Source organism: Acidovorax radicis N35 (assembly GCF_000204195.1).
In the GTDB taxonomy this organism is placed as follows: domain Bacteria; phylum Pseudomonadota; class Gammaproteobacteria; order Burkholderiales; family Burkholderiaceae_C; genus Acidovorax; species Acidovorax radicis.
Window position 1 is genome coordinate 450640 of record NZ_AFBG01000018.1, and the last position, 23267, is coordinate 473906.

Genomic DNA, 23267 nt, shown 5'->3' on the forward strand with positions numbered 1-23267 from the left:
TTGTGCCGTTGCTTGTTGGGACGTTCAGCCGTGCGCGCCCAGGGCACGGAGTACATCCGCGCTGCGCACCGGCAGGCGGACAAAACGCACGCCGGTGGCGTCGCGCAGCGCGTTGGCGATCGCTCCGGCCCCGGCCACCATGGCGGTTTCTCCGGCACCGGTGGGCGGCGCGCTGCTGTCGATCAGGTGCACATGCAGCGGCGGAATGTCGCCCATGCGTGGCAGCGGGTAGTCGGCAAAGCTGGCGGCGGCCACGCCCGAGCGGGCGATGGGCAACTGCTCGTGCAGCACCATGCCCAGGCACCACACGAGGTTGCCCTCGGTCTGTGCGCGCACGCCGTCGGGCTGCAGCACCAGGCCGCAGTCGTGCGCGCACCACAGCGCCACCACGCGCACCTGCCCGGTGGCGCGTTGCACCTCCACATCGGCCACGGCGGCGGCGTAGCTCGCGCCCTTGTAGATGCCGCCCGCGATGCCGCGCCCGCGCAGGGTGGTGGCGTCGCTGGCGGGGCGCTCTGGCCATCTGGATTCAGCACCGGCACTGCGCAGCACCTGGGCCAGGCGTGCATCGGTGGTGTGTTGCAGGCGCCAGTCCAATGGGTCTGCCTCTGCGTGGCGCGCGCATTCGTCCATGGCGCTTTCCACCACCAGGGTGTTGGGCCCCGCACCCAGTCCGCGCCAGGGTCCGGTGTGCACGGGCAGGCGCTGGGCGGTGAACTCGATGCGCTGCTGGGGTACGTCATAAGGCAGTTGTGCGCCGCGTGCCACACCACTGTCGCCCACCAGGTCGGCCAGGTTCTGCATCCACACCGGCATGGCGGCGGGTGTGAACAGGATGTGGCTGCTGGCAAAGGCGTGCCACCAGTGCGTGATGCGCCCGCCTTGCACCCGTGCCCGCACGCGGTGGCTGGAGGGTGGGCGCTGAAAGCCCTGGGAAAACTCCTGCGCGCGGCTCCATTGCACCTTGATGGGCGCCCCCACAGCCTGGGCGAGCACGGCGGCTTCCAGCTCCACCGTGCACAGCGTGCGGCCGCCAAAGCCGCCACCGATGCGGCAGGCCTGCACATCGATGCGTTCCGCATCCAGTCCCAGCTGGCGTGCGAGCACATCGCGCATGTAGAACAGGTCTTGGGTGCCCGCCCATACCTTCAGGGCGATGCCCTCTTTGTCTGCGTCGGCCAGCCAGTGCGCCGTGGCGCTGCGGGGCTCGATGGGGGCGTGGGCGGCCAGGGGCACGTCCATGCGCAGGTCCAGCGTCCAGGTGGTGTCGGTGGGCAGGTCGTCCTTGCGCAGGCAGTGCTGCAGCGGGCCCCGGCGCAGGTGGGTGTCGATGTCGATGCGCTCGTCGATGGCGGCCTGCTCGAATGCGCTGCCATCTTCCACTTGCCATTGCACGGCCAGCGCGGCTTCGATGCGGTCGAGCGCCGAGGGGGTGCGGGCCACGATGCCGAGCCCCTGGCTGCCCATCTGCAACAGGCGCGGGTGCTGCACCACGGCTACGCAGGCGGGGTCGGCGCGGGCAGCGGTTTCGTCCCACGCCTGGGGGCGCGAGGTGATTTCGGCCGACACCGGTGCGCGCAGCACGCGGCCATAGAGCAGGCCGGGCAGGCGCGTGTCGCCCGCAAACAGCGGCTGGCCGGTGACGAGGGCGTGCAGCTGGCCCGGTGCCGCAGGCGTTGTTTTGGCCGCCCCGGTGCGCGGTTGCAGGCTGCGCAGCGCATTGGCCGGGATGTCATGCACGGCCAGCGTGCCCGTGGTCTGGCCTTGCGCCAGGGCCTCGCGCAGCGTTGCGCAGGCACGGGCCAGGGGCAAGGCAAAGTCCTGCACGCTGGCGCTGCCCACGGTGGCGCGCACGCGGGCGATGTGGCGGGTGCTGGGCAGTTGCAGATGCACCTGCGCGGGCGGCACGCCCAGCTCGGCAGCGGCCAGGCCCTGCAGCGCAGCACTGATCTGCTGGCCCATTTCGGCGCTGGGCAGCCACAGGGTGTAGCGGCCGTTTTCGTGCCGTATCCAGCCCAGCGCGTCATCGGCGGTGGAAGTGGGGCGCTTGGGGATCACCGGCACCAGGCTGCAGCCCGCGAGCGTGACGGTGAGTACCCCGGCGCCTGCCGCTGCCAAAAACTGGCGGCGCTTCATGGCTTCACACCCTCAGCAGCCTGGTGGATGGCCGCGCGCACCCGGTGCTGGGTGCCGCAGCGGCACAGGTGGGCCGACATGGCGGTGTCGATCTGCGCATCGGTGGGACGGGGGGAGGCGCGCAACAGGGCCACGGCGCCCATGATCTGGCCGCTCTGGCAGTAGCCGCACTGGGGCACGCGCAGGTCCAGCCAGGCCTGTTGCACGGGGTGCAGCGTGCCGTCGGGTGCCGCCAGGCCTTCGATGGTGGTGATGGAGTGCCCCTGCAGCCCGCGTGCCGTCTGCAGGCAGGCGCGCTGCGCCACGCCGTCGATGAGGATGGTGCAGGCGCCACATTGGCCCATGCCGCAGCCAAAGCGGGTGCCCGTGAGGCCCAGGGGCTCGCGCAGCAGCCAGAGCAGGGGTTCGTCCTCCCAGCCGGGGGGCACCGGCTGGGTTTGTTGGTTCAGGGTGATGTGCATGAGGCCTCCGTGGGTGTGACGGGGCCAGTGTGCAAAGGACGGGGGTGGCGAGTCTTGAAGATTTGCGCCAGACGCAGCGCGGGGCGCATCAGGGCATAGGGCGCCCGGCGGAGCAAAAAATAGTGGTCAAAATGGCCGTCTGCGCGCGTCCATCAAGCGCAAGCAGCTATTGTTTTGGAAGCAATGCATTCCACTGCGGCATGGTCTGCGCCCACCACAGCCGCAGGCGCATCGCCCATTCGGGCGTGTAGCCCGAGGTGGCAAACCGCACCTGGCCATGCGCGTCGATCACCACCAGCGCGGGCACGGAGCGCACGCCCCAGCTGCGCGACAGGGTGGCCTGCGGGTCCACCGCCGTGGGCCACGGCATGCCGCGCTGGCGTTGCACCTGGGCCACCCGCTCGGCGTTGCCCGACTGCATGGCCACGCCCAGCAGGGGCCAGTCGGAGGAGAGGCTGGCGATGCTGGGCTCTTCGAGCTTGCAGACTGCACACCATTCGGCCCAGAAGTGCACGGCCACGGCCTGGCCGGGGTGCTGGGCACGCCACTGGGCCAGGGTGGTGGGGGCGGCGGCGCCAGCGCTGGGGGCCATCACCAGCGCCACATCGGGCGCAGGGCCCTGGGGCAGGTCGCGCGTGCGCCAGGTGTCCATCGCCACGATGGCGATCCAGGCGAGCGCGAGGGTGGCCAGGTGCTGCCTCCAGCTTTTGCGCAAGGACTGCGCGGCACGGGTGGCAAGGGCCTTCAGCATGGCGGGGCTGTGGTGTTGCGAATCAGCGCAGCACTTCCAGCAGCCGGTCCAGCCCGCCCTGGTTGATGGCCACCTTGGCCTGCGCGCGCACGGCGGGCTTGGCGTGGTAGGCCACCGACAGGCCGGCCGCGCCCATCATGGGCAGGTCATTGGCTCCGTCGCCCACGGCAATCGCCAGCTGGGGCGAGATGCCCATGAGCGAGGCCACTTCCAGCAGCGTGCGGCGCTTTTCGGCGCCATCACAGATGTCGCCCCAGGCCTGGTCCACCATGCGGCCGGTGAGTTGGCCATCTTGCACTTCGAGCATGTTGGAGCGGGCGAAATCAATGCCCAGCCCGGCCTTCACGCGGTCGGCAAAAAAGGTGAAGCCGCCCGAGACCAGCAGCGTGGTCAGGCCTGCGGCCTTGGCGGCGGCGATCAGCTCCTTGGCACCGGGGTTGAAGCGCAGGCGCTCGGTGAACACCTGTTCCATGTGCTGCACCGTCACGCCCTTGAGCAGGGCCACGCGCTGGCGCAGGCTCTCTTTGTAATCGGTGATGACGCCCTGCATGGCCGCTTCGGTGATGGCGGCCACCTCGGCCTTGCGGCCTGCGGCGTCGGCGATTTCGTCCACGCACTCAATGTTGATGAGGGTGGAGTCCATGTCAAACGCGATGAGCTTGTAGCTCGACAGGGACAGCGGGGGCGTGATGCCCTGGATGACGAGGCCGGGGGCGAATTCGGTAGCGTGGGTCATGGCAGAACGTGGGGTTCGTTTTTATCGGGGGTGCACAACCCGCAATGGTATCGCCCGCGCCGATTGCCACAGGCGGCGGCGGGCGAAGGTCGGCATCTGCGTCCGGGTGCCCGCTACCTGCCCTTCGGTCTGCAATGTGTGCCCTGCTACAGCACGCTGGGCGGGAGCTTCAGGCGCAGCTCCAGGCGCGAAGCCCGTTCGCTGATGGCGCGGATGCGCTGGGCTTTCTCGGCCTCGGACAGGTCCTTGCTGCGATTGACCTGCTGCCACGCCACGAACATGTCGATGTCGCCAGCGGTGATGAGCTGGGAGTTTCGGGATTTTCTGAAGGCTGAAAGGTTGTTGACCTGTTTCAATACTTCCTCGTCCAGCGCATTGCGCTTCCCGAAAGAAGTAATCACCTGTTGAATCCTGCGGCGCAAATCCAGCGAAAGGGCTGTCGACCAGATCAACGGAGATTGTGGTATTACCGGCGATGTCCACAGGATATTCAGTTGACTGGCCAGGTCCGGATCTTTGGCCTTGAACATCTTGAGTTCTTCATCATTGGCGGTGGCCAGGTCCACCTTGCGTTGCGCGGCCAGGGTCAGATTGTCGATGTGGCTGCCGCGCCGCACCTCCTTGTAAAGGCTGGCCGGGTCGTTGATACCCCGCTTGACGAAGGCGTAGTACAGCGGCACCAGGTGGCCCGAGAAGCTCTTGGTCTCGCCATCGGCAAAGACCAGGCCCTTGCCGGGCTGCTGGGCCGCGTCCAGGGTCTTGAGGCCGCTGTCCTTGTGCGTCACGATGATGGCGTGGTAACCGGTACTGCCGGTGTCGGTCACCATCTGGGCAAAGACCTCGCCCACACCCCGCTCCACCACCGCCAGTGCTGCGGAGTTGCCCACCCAGGCCAGGTCGATCTCGCCATTGGCAAATGCGTTCGCCAACGCGGCTGAGTCGGGCGATACCCATGCCTTGAGGGTGATGGGCTGCCCCAGCTCCTGCGACACCCTTTTCACAAAGGATGTCCAGGCCGCCACAGCGGCGTCGGAGCCTCTGGGGGTGATCACTGCAAACACGAGTGGCGATTTGCGCGTGTCGCCTGTTGCAGCGGTGGCAGATGGCGACGATGGAGCGGCGTGGCCCCAAGGCGGCACCAACGACAACAGCCCGCCGGCAACCAGCCAGCGTCTGCGGCTCCAATGCGCGTCGACATGCACCATTGAAAATCTCCTCAAGATTATTTGCTGAAATCCGGCACGCCGGATAATGACTGCTTTAAATCCGTTGATCAGGTTTTTGGCATTGGTGTGGAATATAGTGGCAGTGGCGCCATGCGCGCAAATCGGTGAGAACCCTTGGATAATGGTTATCTTTCAATTGGCTTTCAATAATGCTTGGTATAAATACTGTGGTAAAGATGTTGGTGATTATGGGATTAATGATTGCCGCTCAATGCTGGCGGCGAGGGGGGCTGAGCGATTCGGCCGGGCTTGAGATCGACGCTGCGGACAGCATGTTTGTCAGGTAGCCTCAGCGGTGGTCCATGGGGGCCAGCCCCAATCAACCAACAAGCTAACAAGCCCCGATGAAGACCATTGACGAAATGCTGAACCTGGATTTGCTGACGAGCGAGCAGCACGGGGAGATCAGTGCATGGATCGCACGCTCTGCCTCGCCCGAAGAGATTCTTCAGATGCCCGCGCCGCTGTGGCAGGCCGTGGAGCGTGCCAGCCGGGTGATGGGCATCGACGAAGACCTGTTGCGCCCTCCGGCGCTGGATGCCGGCAGTCTGGCGCTGGGTTGACGCAGCCCGCCCTGTCGCTGGCGGGTTGACGCGCGCGCAGCGATACCGCCTGCCACGGGGGTATTCGCCACGTGGCTGTGGCCGTTTGCGCGGTGCTTTTGGCGGCAGGGCGGAGGTTTAGGCAGCCGCCGTTTCTGCTGGGGCATCGGCCGCTGCGAACACCTCGCGCGCCGCTGCCAGCCCGTTGAGTGCCGCAGGGAAGCCCGCGTAGACAGCCATCTGCATGATGACTTCCACAATTTCCTCGCGTGTGACGCCCACGTTCAGCGCCGCCTGCAGGTGCACTTTGAGTTGGGGTGCTGCGTTGCCGAGTGCCGTGAGCGCGGCCACCACCGCGATCTCGCGGCTGCGCAGGTCCAGCCCGGGGCGGGAATAGATGTCGCCGAAGGGGAACTCGATCAGATAGCGGGCGAAGTCGGGGGCAATGTCGGCAAGGCTGGCAATGACGTGCTCACCGGCTTGTCCGTCGATCTCGCGCAACTTGGCGAGGCCCTGGAGATAACGTGGATTGGTTTCGGGGGACATGGGTGCTTCCTTGGCTGGGTGACGGTTGTGGCGTGTGGCGAAGGGAAGCTTCCAGATCCCGGTAGTGCGCGATCTTGGCTTGAAGCGCCTGTGCGGCCTGCTGCATGGCACTGATCGTGGCGAGCACTTGCGCGAGATGCTGCTCCAGCAGCTCGCGCCGCTCGGGGGTGGTTGTGTTCCCTTCGCTGCGCAGCCGCGCGAAGGCCTGCATCTGCCCGATGGGCATCTGGGTCTCGCGCAGGCGCAGCAGGAATCCGATCCATTCCATGTCCGAAGCCGCATAACGGCGCTGGCCACCGGGCGCACGCGCTACGGGCGCGATCAGACCTGCGCGCTCGTAGTAGCGCAGGGTGTGCGCGGTCAGGCCGGTGCGTTTTGCGACTTCGGCAATGGTGAGGAGGGATGCCATGGGAACATTCTGAAAGTTGGAGTGCACTCTAAGTCAAGCGCTCATTGACGGCTTGTCCCGTCGCTGTCGATCAGCGTTGAGGGGGCACGGGGCCAAGTCTTCGTGACGGTGCAGGCAGTTGGCACAGCCGCTGCCCGGTGATTGCAGCCGCCAGAACAGGTTCTTACCGCAGCGCGGCTTCCAGGTCGCATGCCGCTTGCACACCCAGCGGCAGCACACACAGCATGACGCCGTCGAGCGTGAGCACCAGGCCCAGCTGGCCGCCCATCTGCACCACGCCGCTGGTGGTGGTGCGTGGAGCCACCGCGCCGGGCACGGCCATCGCGTGGAACCCCGCCAGCGCGCTGATCGGCGGCTGGTTGAGCATGGCCCACAGCGTTTGTGGGTCTCGCCATTGCAGTGACTGCAGGTAGCGCCGCAAAACCGTCTCTTCACCGGAGTCGATCTCGGGCTGCGGTGTGTCGCCCGACTGCCGCAGCCGCAGCAAGGCCCGCCGCAGTTGTTGGCGGCTGGCGGCCTCGGTCTTGCCGCTGGCCAGGGCGATCTCTGCATGGCTGGCCTCGAACACTTCGTGCAGCAGCACGGCGGCGCCCTCGGCCGGTGTCAGGTGGGCGGCCAGGTGGCGCAGCGCTCGGGTGGCCTCTTGCGCCAACGCTGCATCCTCTTCGGCAGAGGTGTGCGCGGGTTCAACGCCGTTGCGGGCATCGTTGGCCTCCGCCAGCCAATGCTGCATCCACTGGCGCCGCCGCAGGCGGTCGATGGACAGGTTGCGCACCACCGTGAGCAGCCAGGCCTGTGCGGCGTTGAGTTCAGGTGTGGCGCCCACTTCCAGTGCGCGGACATAAGCGTCCTGCACGGCATCTTCTGCCTCTGCCGGGCCCAGCAGGCGGGTGGCGGCACGCACCAAGCGGTGGCGGTTGGCTTCGATCAGGGGACGCAGGCGGTCATCGTGCATCGGCAAATCTTGCCATAGGCCAGCGGGCTGTGTGTCACGCAAGCCTCGTCTCGTTCGTCAAGGCAGTTCAACTCCCCGGACCTTTCCATGAACACCACCCCAGACACTCCCGAGCCATCCCGCAGCACCGAGCCACGCACGTCTTACCTGGAAGAAAAAGCCTTCAAGGCGCGCACCCTGTTGATCTTTGGCACCGTCACCGACGCCATGGCGGCGGATGTGACGCGCCGGCTCATTGCGCTGGACGCTGAAAGCGCCGATCCCATCGATGTTTTGGTGAGTTCGCCCGGAGGCCATCTCGAATCGGGCGATGCCATTCACGACATCCTGCGTTTTATCGCTGCGCCGGTGAACATGATCGGCACTGGCTGGGTCGGCAGCGCGGCCACCCATCTTTTTCTGGCGGCGCCCCGCGAGCGGCGGTATTGCCTGCCCAACACGCGCTTCCTGATCCACCAGCCCAGTGGTGGCACGGGTGGGCCCGCCAGTGACATCGCCATCCAGGCGCAGGAGATCCTCAAGGCCCGCGAGCGCATCGCACGCACCATCGCGCGCGAGACCGGCAAGCCGCTGGAAGTGGTGCTGGTCGATATCGAGCGGGACCGCTGGCTGCCGGCCGAGGAGGCGGTGGAGTATGGGTTGATCACGCGCATCATCGAGCGCAAGACCGAGCTGCGGGGCGCTTGAGCCCTTTGCCGCGTAGGAAATCGCTTGTCGAGGGTGTCCGCCGGCACGGTGCCATGCGGGGCCATCCGCAAGTCCCGTGTCCGTCTCGGCGGGCGTGGCCCAGGGCCGGTTTTGGCCGGGGCAGGGGCCGGGCGGCTCAGTCCTGCTCGGCCGCCGCCAGCAGGGCGGCGATGCGCTGCTGCAGCGCCAGGGCCGCCACGGGCTGGGCCTGCAGCCAGGCGTGCAGGGCGTGGCCCGCGCCGGGCAACTGGACCACATCCACGCTGCGTGCGGCGGTGGCGACCTGGCCGTAGCCTTGGATGACGGCGAGCGGGATCACCACATCCTGTGCACCCCAGACCAGCAGCAATCGGCCGCGAAAACGCCGCAATGCCGTCCAGGCCAGAGCGTCGGTGAAGTCCGTGGTGGTGCGCAGGGTTTGCTGGAAAGCCGGGCCGAAGGGCTGGTGCTCGGCCACCGGCGTGTAGGCCGCGGGGCAGAACAACACCAGGGCGCGGGGCCGCAGCGCATCCAGCAGTTGGCAGGCCGTGTGGCCACCCATGCTGGAGGCGATCAGGGCCAGGGGCGGTCGTGCGGCCCCCAGGTCCAGGTGGGCCGCCACGGCCTGCGCCTGGGCCTGGCGGTCGGCCAGGCTGGAGCCCAGCAGGCTGCCGCCCGTGGCGCCATGGCCCACGAAGTCGAAGGCTGAGCCGGCCCAGCCTTGGGCGGCCAGGGGCTGGAGCAGGTAGTCCATGCGGCGGTGGTCGGTGGCCGCACCGCCGCCGTGCAGGGACACCAGGCGCGGCACCGCAGCGGCCGTGCGGCCCCAGGTGCTGCCATGCAGCCAGTGGGCGCCATAGGCCACGGTAAAAGCCGTGCGCACGGCGGCTGGCGCAGCTGCCTCCCGGGCGTCAGTTTTTTTCGCCATGGAGGTACAGATCGTCCGACCAGGTAGCCAGCCATTCGGGCTTGAACGCCACGAACACTGCGCACAGCATGCCGGTGACCACCGCGTCCCCCCAGGCCATCAGCCAGCGCGCCACGAGCGAGAGCTGGCCACCCACGCCCGGCAGCGTGTGGCCGTTCCATTGCGACAGCGTGCCTGCCACGAACAGGCACAGCGCCGTACCCAGAAAGCCCCTCCCCAGCACATAGACGAAGGCGCGCACGCCCGCAAGCGATCGTGCCCCGGCCAGGCGGCGCAGCGCCACCCCCAGCAGCAGCGCCAGCGTGGCAGGCACCACGCCCTGCCACACGGCCATGCCCAGTGCATCCCACACGCCTAGGCCGGGTGAGACCAACGCCGCGATGGCGCCCACCGCCAGCAACGTCGGCACGGCCAGCGGCCAACCCAGCATGAGCAGCACCAGGCATGCGCCCGACCACTGCAGTTGCAGCGGCATGTGGTGCAGCGTGGGCAGGGCCCACATCCAGGGCAGAAACACCAGCGTGGCCAGCAGCGGTGTCCACAACGCAGATGGCGTGCCAAAGGCCTCGGGTGCCAGGGGCTTGCGGCTGGCCAATATGCGCCAGGGCCGCGCCGCCAGGGCGGCAACCAGAGCGACGAGGGCGAGGGCGGCTTCCAGCCACATGGTTCTGTTTACTACGCTATTGATAGCTAGCAGCGCTTTATGGATAAGCGCTAGAGGCCAATTTGATCCAAAAACCTTTAGACAGCAACCACCGGCTGCCCCAGCGACCGCAGGATGTCCCGCACCATCTGCGCGCGGTCCTTAGGCTCCTTCAGCTCGCGCTCGATGCGCAGCTTTTCGTTGCCCGCCAGCTTGATGTGCTTGTTCTTCTGGATGAGCTCGATGATGCGCATCGGGTCGATGGGCGGCTGGGGCTTGAAGGTGATGTTGATCACGCCCGGAGCGGCATCCACCTTCACCACGCCATAGGGCTGGCTCAGCACGCGCAGGCGGTGCACGTCGATGAGGGTCTGGGCCTGCGGCGGCAGCTTGCCGAAACGGTCCACGATCTCTTCGAGCAGGCCGTCGATCTGGTCGGGGTTCTTGGCGGTGGCCAGCTTCTTGTAGAACGACAGGCGCAGGTGCACGTCGCCGCAGTAGTCGTCGGGCAGCAGGGCGGGGGCGTGCAGGTTGATGTCGGTGGTGACCGACAGGGGCGAGAGCAGGTCCGGCTCCTTGCCGGCCTTGAGCGCCTTGACGGCTTCGTTGAGCATCTCGTTGTACAGCTGGAAGCCCACCTCCAGCATGTTGCCGCTCTGGTTCTCGCCCAGCACCTCGCCGGCGCCGCGGATCTCCAGGTCGTGCATGGCCAGGTAGAAGCCGCTGCCCAGTTCCTCCATCTGCTGGATGGCATCGAGGCGCTGGGCGGCGTGCTTGGTCAGGCCCTCGGTGTCGGGCACCATGAGGTAGGCGTACGCCTGGTGGTGGCTGCGGCCCACGCGGCCGCGCAGCTGGTGCAGCTGCGCCAGGCCGAACTTATCGGCGCGGCTCATGATGATGGTGTTGGCCGTCGGCACGTCGATACCGGTCTCGATGATGGTCGAGCACAAGAGGATGTTGTAGCGCTGGGCCACGAAGTCGCGCATCACGCGTTCGAGCTCGCGCTCAGGCATCTGGCCGTGCGCCACGGCGATGCGGGCCTCGGGCAATATCTCTTCGAGCTTCTGGCGCCGGTTCTCGATGGTCTCCACCTCGTTGTGCAGGAAGTAGACCTGCCCGCCGCGCTTCAGTTCGCGCAGTACCGCCTCGCGGATCACGCCCGTGCCCTCGTTGCGCACGAAGGTCTTGATCGCCAGGCGCCGCTGCGGCGCGGTGGCGATGACCGACAGGTCGCGCAGGCCTTCCAGCGCCATGCCCAGCGTGCGCGGGATGGGCGTGGCCGTGAGGGTGAGCACATCCACCTCGGCGCGCAGGGCCTTCATCTGCTCCTTGTGGCGCACGCCGAAACGGTGCTCCTCGTCGATGATCAAGAGGCCCAGGTTGTGGAACTTGGTGGATTCACTGAGCAGCTTGTGCGTGCCGACCACGATGTCCACCGTGCCGTCGCCGATGCCCTTGATGGCGGCGGTGATCTCCTTGCCCGAGCGAAAGCGCGACACCTCGGCCACCTTCACCGGCCACTTGCTGAAGCGGTCCACCAGCGTCTGGTAGTGCTGCTCGGCCAGCAGGGTTGTGGGCGCGAGGAAGGCCACCTGCTTGCCGCCCGTGACGGCCACGAAGGCCGCGCGCAGGGCCACCTCGGTCTTGCCGAAGCCTACGTCGCCGCAGACTAGGCGGTCCATGGGGCGGGGGCTGATCATGTCCTGGATCACCGCGTGGATGGCGGCGTTCTGGTCGGCGGTTTCTTCGAAGCCGAAGTCGTTGGCAAAAGTCTCGTAGTCCTGCGGGCTGTAGCGGAATGCGTGGCCTTCGCGCGCCGCGCGGCGGGCATAGATGTTGAGCAACTCGGCCGCGCTGTCACGCACCTGCTCGGCGGCTTTGCGCTTTGCCTTTTCCCACTGGCCGCTGCCCAGCTTGTGCAGCGGCGCTTCGTCGGCGCTCACGCCGGTGTAGCGGCTGATGAGCTGCAGCTGGCTCACGGGCACATAGAGCACGGCCTTGTCGGCGTATTCGAGGTGCAAGAACTCCTGCATGGCGGGCGTGCCGTCGGGGTTCTTATTGCCCACGTCCATGTTGACCAGGCCGCGGTAGCGGCCGATGCCGTGGGCGCTGTGCACCACGGGGTCGCCCACGTTGAGCTCGGCCAGGTCCTTGATCAACGCCTCGACGTCGCTCACCTGCTCCTGCTTCTTGCGCCGGCGCGTGGTGGGGCCGGCAGCGAAGAGCTCGGTCTCGGTGACGAAGTCGATGCCGTCCTCGATCCAGCTGAAGCCCACGGTGAGGCCGGCAGTCGCAATGCCCACCTTTTCGTCGGCCGTGCCCTGGAACTCGGCCAGCGAGTCGAAGGCCGGCGGGTTCACCCCGCTCGCGCGCAGAAAGTCGAGCAGGCTCTCGCGCCGGCCCGCGCTTTCGGCCAGCAGCAGCACGCGGTGCGGCGTGTTGCGGATGTGGGCATGCAGGCGGGCCAGCGGGTCTTCGGCGCCACGCACCACCGACAGGTCGCCCAGCTTCTGGAAGTGCGGGTTGTCGGCGATGTCCTCCACTCCGGGGCGGATGGACAGCTGGGCATGCTCCTTGGCGCGCGTGTAGAACTGGTCGGCCGAGAGGAACAGCTCTTCGGGCGGCAGCACCGGGCGCTCGGGGTCGCCCTGCACCAGGCGAAAGCGGTCTTTCGTGTCCTGCCAGAAGCGCTGGAAGGCGGGCTCCAGGTCGCCGTGCAGCACCACGGTGGCTTCTGACCCGAGGTAGTCGAACACCGTGGCTGTTTCATCGAAGAACAGCGGCAGGTAGTACTCGATGCCCGCGGTGGCCACGCCCGCGCCCATGTCCTTGTAGATGCGGCTCTTGGTCGGGTCACCCTCGAGCATCTCGCGCCAGCGGCTCCTGAACTTGGCGCGCGCGTCGTCGTCCATGGGGAACTCGCGCCCGGGCAGCAGGCGCACTTCGGGCACGGGGTACAGGCTGCGCTGGCTGTCGGGGTCGAAGGTGCGGATGCTGTCGATCTCGTCGTCGAACAGGTCCACGCGGTACGGTACCAGCGAGCCCATGGGGAACAGGTCGATCAGCCCGCCGCGCACCGCGTATTCGCCGGGGCTGACCACCTGCGACACGTGGCTGTAGCCCGCCAGCGTGAGCTGGGCCTTGAACTTGGCTTCGTCGAGCTTTTGCTTGACCTTGAAGTGGAAGGTATACCCCGCCAAAAAGGACGGCGGCGCCAACCGGTACAGCGCCGTGGTGGCGGGCACCAGCACCACGTCGGCCCCGGTGTCCTTGTCCTTCTGGCTGATGCGCCACAGAGTGGCCAGCCGCTCACTGATCAGGTCCTGGTGCGGCGAGAAGGTGTCGTAGGGCAGTGTCTCCCAGTCCGGGAACAGCGCGCAGCGCAGCGATGGCGCGAAGAACGCCATTTCCTCGATAAGGCGCTGCGCATCCGTGGCGTCGGCCGTGACGATGGCGGTGGTGCGTCCTGCGGCCTTGTCACGTTCGGCCAGGCGGGCCAGCAGCAGGGAGTCGGCACTGCCCACGGGGCGGGGCAGGGTGAAGCGTTTTCCGGGGGAGAGTTTGGGCAGTTCCATGCGGACGGTGTGTGTCGTCTGGGCCCGCCGCATCCCCAGGGGCGCAAAACGCGCACGGGCTGGATGGGTAGGCAACGGGAGATTTTAGAATGAGCGATCCATGACTGCTCCCTTGTTGCACCCCCCGCTCGCTCCTTTGTCTGCCCACGGGCGATTTTGGGCGCTGGTGCCCTGCGCCGGCATGGGCTCGCGTGCTGTTCCGGCTGGCGCCGCTTTGATGGCCCCGGCGCCGGCTTCAGGCAATGCTGTGCCATTGACATCGACGTTGGCCGCTTTCTCGGCCGTGGACGCTGCGCCAACCACGGCCCCGGCACCCCTGCCCAAGCAGTACCACCTGGTGGCGGGGCAGCCCATGGTGCTGCACACGCTGGCGGCTTTTGCCGGCGTGGGGCGCCTGCTGGGCACCCTGGTTGCGGTGGCCCCTGGGGACCGGTTTCTGGATGCACATGCACACCCAGCGTTTTTTGTGGTGGAGTGTGGTGGTCCGACACGTGCTGACACGGTGCTGGGCGGTCTGCGGGCCCTGCTGGAGCGGGGTGCGCTGCGTGATGACTGGGTGCTGGTGCACGATGCGGCGCGCTGCCTGGTGACCGCCGACCAGATCGACAACCTCATTGACCAGTGTGCTGGCGACAGCGTGGGGGGGTTGTTGGCCCACAAGCTGGCCGACACGCTCAAGACCTCCATCGACGGCCCGGGCGGCGTGCGCGTGGCTTCCACGGTGGATCGCAGTGATAAATGGCTTGCGCAGACGCCGCAGATGTTCCGCATCGGGCCGCTCATGGATGCCATGGACAAGGTGGGTTCCAACGTGACGGACGAGGCCAGCGCCATGGAGGCGATGGGCCTGCACCCGCGTCTGGTGCAGGGAGGGGCGCAAAACTTCAAGGTCACCTACCCGGACGATTTCGCGCTGGCTGCCGCCGTGCTTGCTGCGCGTGCGCACGGAACGACGCTGGAGCGTTTTGGTGGCGACCGGGGCCAGGTGACCACCGCCCCTGGCAAGAAGAATCTGTTTTAGAACCGTTTCCTCCGGTTCATCGACCCCGGCCTCACGGCGCAGTCAGGGGCGCAAGGCAACACAACGCCGCAAGGCACCCACAAACAAAGGCAAACGGATGAATTTCAGGATTGGTGAAGGCTGGGATGTGCATGCACTGGTCCCCGGCCGCCGTCTGGTGATTGGCGGCGTGGAGATTGCCCATCCCATGGGTCTGCTCGGCCACTCGGACGCCGACGTGCTGTTGCATGCGATTACCGACGCGCTGCTGGGCGCAGCTGCCCTGGGCGACATTGGCAGCCATTTCCCCGACACCGATGCAGCCTTTCGTGGCGCCGATTCCGGCGTCTTGCTGGCCGAGGCCGCGCGGCGCGTGCGTGCGGCCGGGTACGAAATCGGCAATATCGACAGCACTGTGGTCGCGCAGGCACCGCGCCTGGCCGCGCACATTCCCGGCATGCGGGCTGCCATTGCACGTGCCGTGGGCATCGCCGAGGGGCAGGTCAATGTGAAAGCCAAGACGGCCGAGCGCCTGGGGCCGGTGGGGCAGGGGCTGGCGATGGAGGCACGGGCTGCGGTGCTGATCTACGCGGCTGAACTTCAGCGCTGATCGGGCCGGGCGGCACGGCTTGTTCGCAACCCCGCGCGGGAGCCCCCGGCCGGGGGGATGTTGGCCTTGCCCACATTGCGAGGAGTGTGGGGCCTGAACCACCAGGAGAGAGCCGCGCACTCCACAAGCCGGTATCGAGAACGAAGTAAGAACGCGGGGCTGCATTGCACCCCCGCGTTCCCTCCCGCTTACGGTGCGACGTCACTCCATCGTGATCTGGGATGTCGTCACGATATCGCGGTACAGCGTTGCCTGCGGTCTGATAAATTTCTTGAATTCAGGTCCACTCAAGTAGGCGACCGTAATGCCTGCTTCCTGCAGCTTCTGCCGCAACTCGGGCTGTGCAAGAGCTTCCTGCAGTGCCTTGTCGGTGGCGTTCACCGTCGCTGCGGGGGTGCCTGACTTCATGAAGAGGCCTTGCCACAATGGCAGTGCCACGTTGGAGAATCCGTCCTCTTCGCCAATGCGTTTGACATCAGACAGCTGCGGCACCCGTGCGGTGTCGGAGACCGATAGCGCCCTGATCTTGCCGTCCTTGAGAAATGGCATGGCCGTGGAGAGCACCAACACGGCGCTGTCCACCTGTCCGCCGACCAGGTCGTTGGTGATGTGGGTGCCACCACGGTAGGGTACGTGCAGCATGGACACCTTGGCCTGCTTGTTGATCAGTGCGCCGTACAGATGCTGCATCGTGCCGATTCCCGGTGTGGCGAAGTTGATGCTGTCCTTGCCACCCTGGCGCAGCGCGGCAACAAGGTCTTGCAGGTTGGAGTAGGGCGACGCCTTGCGCACGGCAAAGATCATCGGGACGGTGGTCATGCGCCCCACCGGAATGAAGTCATTCTCCCAGTCGAGTTTGACCTTGGGGTTGACCATGGGCACGACCACTGTGTCGGTGCCTCCCATGTAGATCAGACTGCCATCGGCCGGTCCGTTGAGCACCCGCTGTGCGGCCAGCATGCCGCTGGCGCCCGCCACGTTCTCGATGATGACGGTACGGCCTAGCCGCTTGCCCAGCTCGGTCGCAACAATGCGCGCGACAAGATCTGCGCTTCCGCCAGCGGAATAGCCCACGATCAGTGAGATGGGTTTGGTATTGCCGCTGTCGCTCTGCGCCTGCGCGGTGTGGGTGACAAGGGTTCCCGTGCTCAGGATTGTCATCGCGGCGGCCTGACAGAGGAGTTGTCTGCGTTGCATGTGGTGACTCCTGTTCAGAATGTGTGCTTCACGCCAAAGTCGATGGCTGTGGTGCGTGTGAGGCCGTCGCGCTTGGCTGTGCCGAGGTTGGTGTAGAGCAAGGTGCGTTTGCTCAGGTCGTACTGAAGACCCGCGCCGATCATCTGCGAATCGAGTTGGGTGGCGGGTTTCAAGTGCCCAACCATGAGGTAAGTACGACCAAAACTCAGCGGCACCATGGCCGACACGCTGTAGGCCGTGGCATCGCCATTGACCCCGCCTTTGGCGCGGCTGTAGCTGGCCTTGGTGTGCACCACGCCGAAGTCGTACCCGCCTGCCACCAGAGCCAGGTGGGTGCTGGAGTCAAGCCGGTCGAACGCTGCGCCCACCCACACAGACCCACTTTTGTACTGCAAGTTGCCTGAGGTGGCGTTGCTCCGCGCGCCTTCGCCAAAGGCGCCAGAAATCTCCATGCTCACGCCAGAGATCACGGGCGATTTGTAGCCTACGGCGTTTGCCCAACGGATGTTGGATGCTTCTACGGGAGCCGCCACAGGCGTGTAGTTGGCATAGGTGTAAGCGGAGCCCAGCTGGCTCACGTAGCTCCAATAGGTGGGGTCCGCATTGAGGGCCACTGTGTAGGCTGCCGAGTATTCACGGCCCGCGTACACCTCGCCCCACTGGCTGCTACCCACCGCCACCACCGAGCGGCCGAGCCAGTAGATGTTGGCATTGCTTGGTGCGCCCGTGTCGGCGGCGAAGCGGTGCTCGATCTGAAAGCGCGAATAGAGACCGCCGCCCATGTCCTCGCGGCCCATGAAGCCCAGGCGCGACGTATTGCCCGCCTTCAGGGTCCAGACCTGTGGCGTCACGCCGCGCCCGGGCAGCAGGGCGCCGGGGGTGGTGCCGCCGTTGGCGCGGGCCAGGCCCTGGTCGACAATTCCATAGATGGTCAGCGAGGACTGGGCCTGCGCCGCGGTGCAGGCCCCGACGCTTGCCATGAGAAAGCTTAGTAGTGCGATGTGGGGTGCTGTAGCGGGTGGGCAAGCCTTGCTTGCCAGGAAATGCCGTGTCATGAGTTTGTCTCCGTCGATGGTTGTTTGGCAGTGGTTTTTGAATTGTATGTATTGAATTTGATTGATGCAATACAATGCAATCGAGAGAATTGCGTAAGTCCGGCTGAGAGGGCGGGGTAAAACGGAGATTTCTCCTCGATGGACAACGCGATACAACACAAATCTACGGATAAACCCGTAGTTGTATGGATGGAGTACACATGGCGATCGGTATGTTCGAATCTTTCATCACGGGTCACTGGTTTAGTGCGCCCGCAAAGGCCATTTGGAGCGACTCGGCCACCCTGCAGGGCTGGTTGGACGTGGAGGCTGCCCTGGCCCGAGCGCAAGCGGGGCTGGGAGTGATCCCGGCTGAAGCGGCGCAAGTGATCGCCACACACGCGAAGGTGGAACTGTTCGATCTACCGCAGTTGGCACAGGCGATCGCTTTCGCACAACATCCGCTGGTACCGGTGCTGCACCGGTTCGAGGAGCTGTGCGGTGAGCCTGCCGCCGGTTTCATCCACTGGGGTGCGACCACGCAGAACATCTTCGACACCGCCAGCGCATTGCAGATGGTGCGAACGCACCGGCTGCTGGCGGGGCACCTGGATGCTGCCATCGCCGCGCTGTCCGCGCTGGTGGTGGAGCACCAGTGCACGCCGATGGCAGGCCGCACGCATGGCCAACACGCACTGCCGATGACCCTGGGCTTCAAGTTCGCGGGCTGGGTCGATGAACTGGACCGTGGCCGCCGCCGCCTTGCTGAGCGGCTTGCACCCTCGTTTCCGGCCAGCATGGGGGGCGCCATCGGCACCTTTGCTGCCACAGGGCCACTCGGGCCCGCAGTGCAGGCGCTGATGGCGCAGCAACTGGGCTTGCTGTCGGCCGGTATGCCGCTGCGGTCGTCTTATGACCGGGCCAGCGACTATCTGGCCGCACTGGGTCTGCTGGCGGGCACGGCACAGAAGATCGCGCAGGACGTGGTCTTCATGCAGCGCACCGAGATCAGCGAAGTGGCGGAAGCCTTTCACATCGGGAAGGTGGGCAGCTCCACCATGGCGCAAAAGCGCAACCCCTCCACGGCACTGCTGCTAGTCAGTCTGGCGCGCATGCTGCGTACGCGGACTCAGGCCGCGCTGGAGACCATGGTGCGCATGGACGAGGGTGACTCATCGGCCACCAACGTGGCCGACACGCTGCTGCCCGAGATCGCCATCGTCGCCACTTCGGTGGCCGAGACACTGGCGCGGCTGGCTCAAGGCCTGGTGGTCAATCCGCAGGCGATGTCCCGCAACCTGGAAATGACGCGGGGGTTGATCGCCTCTGAGGCAGTGATGATGCGGCTCACCCGCCTCATGGGCCGACATGAGGCGCATCGCCTGCTTTACACGGCAGCGCAACGCTCGCAGTCAGAGGATGTGCCTTTCATCGATGCGATCCGCGCACAGCCGCCCTTCAATGGCGGGGCCCTGCCGGATGAATTGCTCCAGGCGCTGGATGCGCAGGCCTATGTGGGCGAATCGGCGCGGCTCGCGGTGGACACCGTGGCGCGCGTGGCACCCGGCTGCGTGGAGCCATAGCTACCGCGCAGGGGCTGCTACCGATGTGCCCGCACGGTGCGTCACCGGCGTCAGGCGCACGCCGTAGGGTGTCCCGGCATTGGCCCAACGCGTCGTGATGGCGCGGTGCAGGCCATCGACTTGGTCGGCCACGCTGCAACCGATAACCTCGAAAAAGTCAGCATGCTCGCTGGCCAGGTCTGTGCGGCCGAGCAATACCACGCTCAGCTGCGCGGGCACCGCAATCCCGCTGTGGGCCAGCAGGCGCTGGAATAGGGCGCCATCTTCGATGCCCCAGGCCACCAGGGCGGTGAAGGGCAAGGCACCCGCGCTGTCGGCACCGTTCGTGTGGGCCAGGACCTGTTCCACCAGCCGGGCGGTGTAGTCCTCGTGCGGCAGCGTGTCCAATGTGATTTCCTGGAGCCCCACGTCGGGCAGCGTGGCCTGCAAGTATTCGAAGCGCCGCCGTCCGAGTTGGGTGGCCAGGAAGGGGTGCGAGGTGCAAGCGTAGGCGATGCGCCGGTGGCCTTGCTCTATCAACAGGGCGATGGCGGCGGCCAGCGGCTCGCCCCACTCGGTACCCACAGCCTCGATATCGGCACCGACCAGCGCTGCACCGTCCACGGCCAGGACATCGCACTTGTCGCGCAGAGCAGCCAGCAGGGCGATGGGAATGGCCTTGAAGGTGGATTGCACCACGCAGGCATCGAAGCGCGGCAAGCCCTTGAGCACCGTGAGCGCATGGTCCGGGTCGGTGTACGCCAGCTCCAGCACCCGGTGCCCCTCGGCAGCCAGGCGGTGCTGCAGGCCTTCGATCAGCACGCGCCCGCGCGCAATGCTGATGGAGCGGCGCAACAGCAGCACCGATTTCACAGAGGAGGTGGCTGCCGCGGGGGCTCTGGGATGCGTACCCTTACTCGGGGGGAGACTCGTTTCAGTAGCCGTCGCAAGTTGTGAGCCTGCGCCCAGGAAATAGGTGCCCCGACCCACCTGGGCATCAATCAGACCTTTTTCCTTGAGGCCTTGGAAAGCCCGCTGAACCAGCATTTGCGATGCATCAAAGCGCTTCATCAGTTCGCGGATGGTCGGGAGTCGGTCGCCCGGACGGGCTTCGTGGGCGAGTTGGTCCAGGAACTGTTCGAGATCTGGCGAAGGGCTGCTGCGCATGGTGTTCATACAATACACCACAAATTGAACGGTATCGGGATGTGGCGAAACGCCAGAGTGTCCAGCTTGGAAGCCCTGCTGATGGAGGACTACCTGTTATGCGCTCTCGCGCTCAATGATCGAAAAACCGATGTCCACCACAGGCTCTGCCACTGGCTTGCCTTCGGCACGATCGGCAATGAAGCCTGCCGCCGTTTGGCCCATGCGGGTGCCGTCGATGCGCACGGTGGTGAGGCTCGGGATCACGGTCTGGGCGAACTCCAAGTCTCCAAAACCGACGACGGCCAATTGGTCGGGGACTGCCATTGCGCGCGCATGCGCTTCGGTGAGCGCCCCCAGGGCCAGCATGTCGGAGCTGCAGAACACAGCGTCGATATCTGGTTGCACCGCCAGCAATGCGGCCAGGCCTGCACGCCCTTCGGTATGGGATGTGGGAGACTTCTCCAGCTGTAGCGCTGGCTCGCGCAGGCCCAGCCGGTCCGCTTCGGCGTAGAAACCCTTGCGCCGCCGCGCGGCGCGTTCATCGTCTCCGCTGAGCAGCGCCAGCCGGCGCCGTCCTTTGGCATGCAGGTGCTTGCACACGGCGGCGCCCAGTTGTTCGTGCGACAGCCCGACCAGCATGTCGATGGGGGTGGGGGTGAAGTCCCAGGTTTCCACCACGGGGATGCCGGAGGCCTGCAGCAGGCGCCGCCCCTCTGGGGAATGCATGATGCCGGTGAGCACAATGCCATCGGGCCTGCGGCCCACGATGGCGCGCAGCAGTTCGTCTTCACGCGAATGTGCATAGCCCACCTGGCCCAGCATCACCTGGTAGCCACGCAGCTCCAGGGCATCGGTGAGCGATTGGACCATCTCGCCGAACAGCTGCCCCGTGGTGGTGGGCACGAGGGCCGTGACCAGATGGCTGCGTGCTGAACGCAGGCCCCCTGCAATGAGATTGGGCACATATCCCAGGCTGGAGACCGCTGCCTGCACCCGGGTGCGCGTAGGCTCCGACACCTGGTTCGGCGTATTGATCGCGCGGGACACGGTGATCATCGACACCCCCGCCTGTTCTGCCACCTCGCGCAGCGTCACTACGGGCCGGTCGCGGGTGGCTGACGATGCGGACGCGCGGGGGCTGGAGGGGTTAAGCGGCATGCGTCGAGTCTATATAAGGCAAAGGCCTTCAAGACCGCACCCCCAACCGGTGACCGAGGTCGCCGTAAAAAGCCTCCAGACCGCCACCAGGGTGTTTCGGAAAACGCCCCTCTTGCGTTGTGGAGTTACTTGGCTTCGTGCAGATAGGCCTCGAACAATTGTTGGTGCAGGGCGGTCGGGGTGGGCGTGACCTGCGGATTGCCAAGGTCATAGGGGTAAGTGGGCAGGGCGGTCAGGCCCAGACGCAGGAACCACTGGCGGGTCTCGTCGAATGTCCCGCCGTAGCAGCACTGGGTCAGGATGGCGCCAGCGATGTTTGAAGTTCCGCACAACGAGAACTGCCCTTCGCTGTCCAGTTGCACCACCACGCTTTCAGCAATGGGCTTCAACGACGGCTCACGCCAGTAGCCAAAATAGTTGCCTTCATCATCGGCCACCACAAAGGCAACGTGGCGGCAGACCTCGGCAATGGCCCGGATGTTTGCCGCAATCTCGGGGTCAGTCCGCTCGGCTTCAGTCAGGTAGCTGGTGTCCAGCCACGGCGTCCACTGGGGCTCTGCGCTCATCCGGACGCCCGTACGGCGCTGCAGTTCCTCCTGATGCAGGACAAGGACCGCAAGGTCCTGCGGCAGAGGTTCGCCTTGCAATCTGAGAAGGGAGAACTGTGTGTGGATGCTCATGGGCTGGGGTGTGCTGATTCAAGCCGAGCGTAACGCAGACCGCAGGCCCGATCACGCGAAAGCCCCATGAACGAGCCACCGGCATGGCTTTTGTTATCTCATGACATAGGGTTATCCACTATGTCTGATTGATTTGTTAACGTTAACATTTGACATATCTGCTGTTGTTAACAGGTTTTGAAATGAGTTCAGAGGCTGTTTACATGCCCAGGCTCCTGGGATAGGCGGCTTGTATGACCTCTTGATTTTCGCGGAACCGGTTCTATTGCGTTGGTTCCCGTTCGTTTGTGACCCCTGACCTGTTGATCTGACTGAATGACCATGAACCCGCAAGAACTCAAATCCATCATGGGCTCCGGCCTGCTGTCCTTCCCCATCACGGACTTCGACGAGCAGGGTGAATTCCGCCCCAAGACCTACATCGAGCGCCTGGAGTGGCTGGCCCCCTACGGCGCCAGCGCCCTGTTCGCCGCCGGCGGCACGGGTGAGTATTTCTCGCTGTCCGGCCCCGAGTACGGCCAGGTCATCAAGACCGCCGTGGATACCTGCCGCAGCAAGGTGCCGATCATTGCCGGTGCCGGTGGCCCCACCCGCACGGCCATCGCCCATGCCCAGGAGGCCGAGCGCCTGGGCGCCCACGGCATCCTGCTCTTGCCCCACTACCTGACCGAAGCGGGCCAAGAGGGTTTGATCGAGCATGTGGCGGCGGTCTGCAAGAGCGTGAAGTTTGGTGTGATCGTCTACAACCGCGACCGCACCAAGCTCACGGCCGATTCCCTGGCCATCCTGGCCGATCGCTGCCCGAACCTGGTGGGCTTCAAGGATGGCGTGGGCAACATCGAGACCATGTCTTCCATCTTCATGAAGATGGGCGACCGCTTCTCCTACCTGGGCGGCCTGCCCACGGCCGAGGTGTATGCAGCGGCCTACAAGGCGCTGGGCACGCCGGTGTACTCGTCGGCGGTGTTCAATTTCATCCCCAAGACGGCGATGGAGTTCTACAAGGCCGTGGCCAGCGACGACATCGCCACGCAGCACAAGTTGCTCAAGGAGTTCTTCATGCCTTACCTGGCGATTCGCAACCGGGTGGAAGGCTACGGCGTGAGCATCATCAAGGCGGGCGCCAGGATCGTGGGCCACGACGGTGGCCCGGTGCGGGCTCCGCTCACGGACTTGAAGCCCGGCGAGATGGAAGAGCTTGCCGCGTTGATCAAGAAGCTTGGGCCGCAGTAAGGACTACTCCCTCTCTGTCTGCCCCGCGCATCTCTTTGAACAAGGCCCCACAAGAGGGCCATCGAACACC

At 65.8% G+C, this 23267-nt stretch carries 22 protein-coding genes; 6 read left to right on the forward strand and 16 right to left on the reverse strand.

What is annotated here, in order from left to right:
* Positions 1-24: 24 nt before the first annotated feature.
* The 5 genes from ARADN35_RS0107705 to phnD form a co-directional block, all read right to left on the reverse strand.
* Complete coding sequence (locus ARADN35_RS0107705) at positions 25-2136, reverse strand: xanthine dehydrogenase family protein molybdopterin-binding subunit (RefSeq protein WP_010460783.1); 2112 nt, start codon at positions 2134-2136, stop codon at positions 25-27.
* Positions 2133-2597: a (2Fe-2S)-binding protein gene (locus ARADN35_RS0107710; RefSeq protein ID WP_010460785.1), complete on the reverse strand. Its 465-nt coding sequence runs from the start codon at positions 2595-2597 to the stop codon at positions 2133-2135. Before ARADN35_RS0107710 ends, ARADN35_RS0107705 begins: the two co-directional genes overlap by 4 nt.
* Positions 2598-2763: 166 nt before the next feature.
* Entirely contained in the window at positions 2764-3348 is a 585-nt protein-coding gene (locus tag ARADN35_RS0107715; protein WP_010460788.1) for a redoxin domain-containing protein, read from the reverse strand.
* A gap of 22 nt (positions 3349-3370) precedes the next feature.
* The gene (gene serB / locus ARADN35_RS0107720; protein WP_010460790.1) at positions 3371-4084 is read right to left on the reverse strand and encodes a phosphoserine phosphatase SerB; all 714 of its coding nucleotides are present in this window, start codon (positions 4082-4084) and stop codon (positions 3371-3373) included.
* 146 nt (positions 4085-4230) lie between these two features.
* On the reverse strand, positions 4231-5289 hold the full coding sequence (phnD, locus tag ARADN35_RS0107725) for a phosphate/phosphite/phosphonate ABC transporter substrate-binding protein (protein WP_010460791.1): 1059 nt from the start codon (positions 5287-5289) through the stop codon (positions 4231-4233).
* A gap of 365 nt (positions 5290-5654) precedes the next feature.
* Between phnD and ARADN35_RS0107735 the strand changes: the two genes are divergently transcribed.
* Positions 5655-5873: a hypothetical protein gene (locus tag ARADN35_RS0107735; protein ID WP_010460793.1), complete on the forward strand. Its 219-nt coding sequence runs from the start codon at positions 5655-5657 to the stop codon at positions 5871-5873.
* 117 nt (positions 5874-5990) lie between these two features.
* On the opposite strand, the gene ARADN35_RS0107740 is transcribed toward ARADN35_RS0107735, so the two are convergent.
* The 3 genes from ARADN35_RS0107740 to ARADN35_RS0107750 form a co-directional block, all read right to left on the reverse strand.
* Positions 5991-6398 carry a carboxymuconolactone decarboxylase family protein gene (locus tag ARADN35_RS0107740; protein ID WP_010460796.1) on the reverse strand — a complete coding sequence of 136 codons (408 nt, stop codon included), beginning with the start codon at positions 6396-6398 and terminating at the stop codon, positions 5991-5993.
* Positions 6325-6807 (reverse strand): MerR family transcriptional regulator, encoded by a 483-nt coding sequence (locus ARADN35_RS0107745; protein WP_010460798.1) that lies wholly within the window; start codon positions 6805-6807, stop codon positions 6325-6327. Before ARADN35_RS0107745 ends, ARADN35_RS0107740 begins: the two co-directional genes overlap by 74 nt.
* Positions 6808-6970: 163 nt before the next feature.
* On the reverse strand, positions 6971-7762 hold the full coding sequence (locus ARADN35_RS0107750; protein WP_010460801.1) for a sigma-70 family RNA polymerase sigma factor: 792 nt from the start codon (positions 7760-7762) through the stop codon (positions 6971-6973).
* A gap of 87 nt (positions 7763-7849) precedes the next feature.
* On the opposite strand from ARADN35_RS0107750, the gene ARADN35_RS0107755 reads away from it, so the two are divergent.
* The gene (locus ARADN35_RS0107755) at positions 7850-8449 is read left to right on the forward strand and encodes an ATP-dependent Clp protease proteolytic subunit (protein ID WP_010460803.1); all 600 of its coding nucleotides are present in this window, start codon (positions 7850-7852) and stop codon (positions 8447-8449) included.
* A 136-nt stretch (positions 8450-8585) separates the two neighbouring features.
* Here ARADN35_RS0107755 and ARADN35_RS0107760 read toward each other — a convergent pair whose 3' ends face one another.
* The 3 genes from ARADN35_RS0107760 to mfd form a co-directional block, all read right to left on the reverse strand.
* Entirely contained in the window at positions 8586-9356 is a 771-nt protein-coding gene (locus tag ARADN35_RS0107760; RefSeq protein WP_081474580.1) for an alpha/beta hydrolase, read from the reverse strand.
* A complete protein-coding gene (locus ARADN35_RS0107765; protein WP_010460808.1) occupies positions 9340-10020 on the reverse strand; it encodes a hypothetical protein in 681 nt (226 codons plus the stop codon). The genes ARADN35_RS0107760 and ARADN35_RS0107765 overlap by 17 nt, the downstream gene beginning before the upstream one ends.
* A gap of 77 nt (positions 10021-10097) precedes the next feature.
* Positions 10098-13574 carry a transcription-repair coupling factor gene (gene mfd, locus ARADN35_RS0107770; RefSeq protein ID WP_010460810.1) on the reverse strand — a complete coding sequence of 1159 codons (3477 nt, stop codon included), beginning with the start codon at positions 13572-13574 and terminating at the stop codon, positions 10098-10100.
* A 100-nt stretch (positions 13575-13674) separates the two neighbouring features.
* On the opposite strand from mfd, the gene ARADN35_RS0107775 reads away from it, so the two are divergent.
* Together ARADN35_RS0107775 and ispF are read left to right on the forward strand one after the other, a co-directional pair.
* Entirely contained in the window at positions 13675-14595 is a 921-nt protein-coding gene (locus ARADN35_RS0107775; protein WP_029413674.1) for an IspD/TarI family cytidylyltransferase, read from the forward strand.
* Positions 14596-14692: 97 nt separating this feature from the next.
* The gene (ispF, locus tag ARADN35_RS0107780; protein ID WP_010460815.1) at positions 14693-15184 is read left to right on the forward strand and encodes a 2-C-methyl-D-erythritol 2,4-cyclodiphosphate synthase; all 492 of its coding nucleotides are present in this window, start codon (positions 14693-14695) and stop codon (positions 15182-15184) included.
* Between the two features lie 201 nt (positions 15185-15385).
* Here the strand turns inward: ispF and ARADN35_RS0107785 are convergent, their stop codons facing one another.
* Positions 15386-16345, reverse strand: a complete 960-nt coding sequence (locus ARADN35_RS0107785) for a Bug family tripartite tricarboxylate transporter substrate binding protein (protein ID WP_010460817.1) — start codon at positions 16343-16345, stop codon at positions 15386-15388.
* A 50-nt stretch (positions 16346-16395) separates the two neighbouring features.
* On the reverse strand, positions 16396-17361 hold the full coding sequence (locus tag ARADN35_RS0107790; RefSeq protein WP_010460819.1) for a porin: 966 nt from the start codon (positions 17359-17361) through the stop codon (positions 16396-16398).
* 275 nt (positions 17362-17636) lie between these two features.
* Between ARADN35_RS0107790 and ARADN35_RS0107795 the strand changes: the two genes are divergently transcribed.
* Positions 17637-18998: a class-II fumarase/aspartase family protein gene (locus ARADN35_RS0107795; protein ID WP_010460821.1), complete on the forward strand. Its 1362-nt coding sequence runs from the start codon at positions 17637-17639 to the stop codon at positions 18996-18998.
* On the opposite strand, the gene ARADN35_RS0107800 is transcribed toward ARADN35_RS0107795, so the two are convergent.
* The 3 genes from ARADN35_RS0107800 to ARADN35_RS26925 form a co-directional block, all read right to left on the reverse strand.
* On the reverse strand, positions 18999-20153 hold the full coding sequence (locus tag ARADN35_RS0107800) for a GntR family transcriptional regulator (RefSeq protein ID WP_081474582.1): 1155 nt from the start codon (positions 20151-20153) through the stop codon (positions 18999-19001). It abuts the gene before it with no gap.
* An 87-nt stretch (positions 20154-20240) separates the two neighbouring features.
* Positions 20241-21284 (reverse strand): LacI family DNA-binding transcriptional regulator, encoded by a 1044-nt coding sequence (locus ARADN35_RS0107805; protein WP_029413678.1) that lies wholly within the window; start codon positions 21282-21284, stop codon positions 20241-20243.
* Positions 21285-21409: 125 nt separating this feature from the next.
* Positions 21410-21964, reverse strand: a complete 555-nt coding sequence (locus tag ARADN35_RS26925) for a hypothetical protein (protein WP_139019180.1) — start codon at positions 21962-21964, stop codon at positions 21410-21412.
* A 321-nt stretch (positions 21965-22285) separates the two neighbouring features.
* Between ARADN35_RS26925 and kdgD the strand changes: the two genes are divergently transcribed.
* Positions 22286-23197: a 5-dehydro-4-deoxyglucarate dehydratase gene (gene kdgD, locus ARADN35_RS0107815; protein ID WP_010460828.1), complete on the forward strand. Its 912-nt coding sequence runs from the start codon at positions 22286-22288 to the stop codon at positions 23195-23197.
* Positions 23198-23267: the final 70 nt, after the last annotated feature.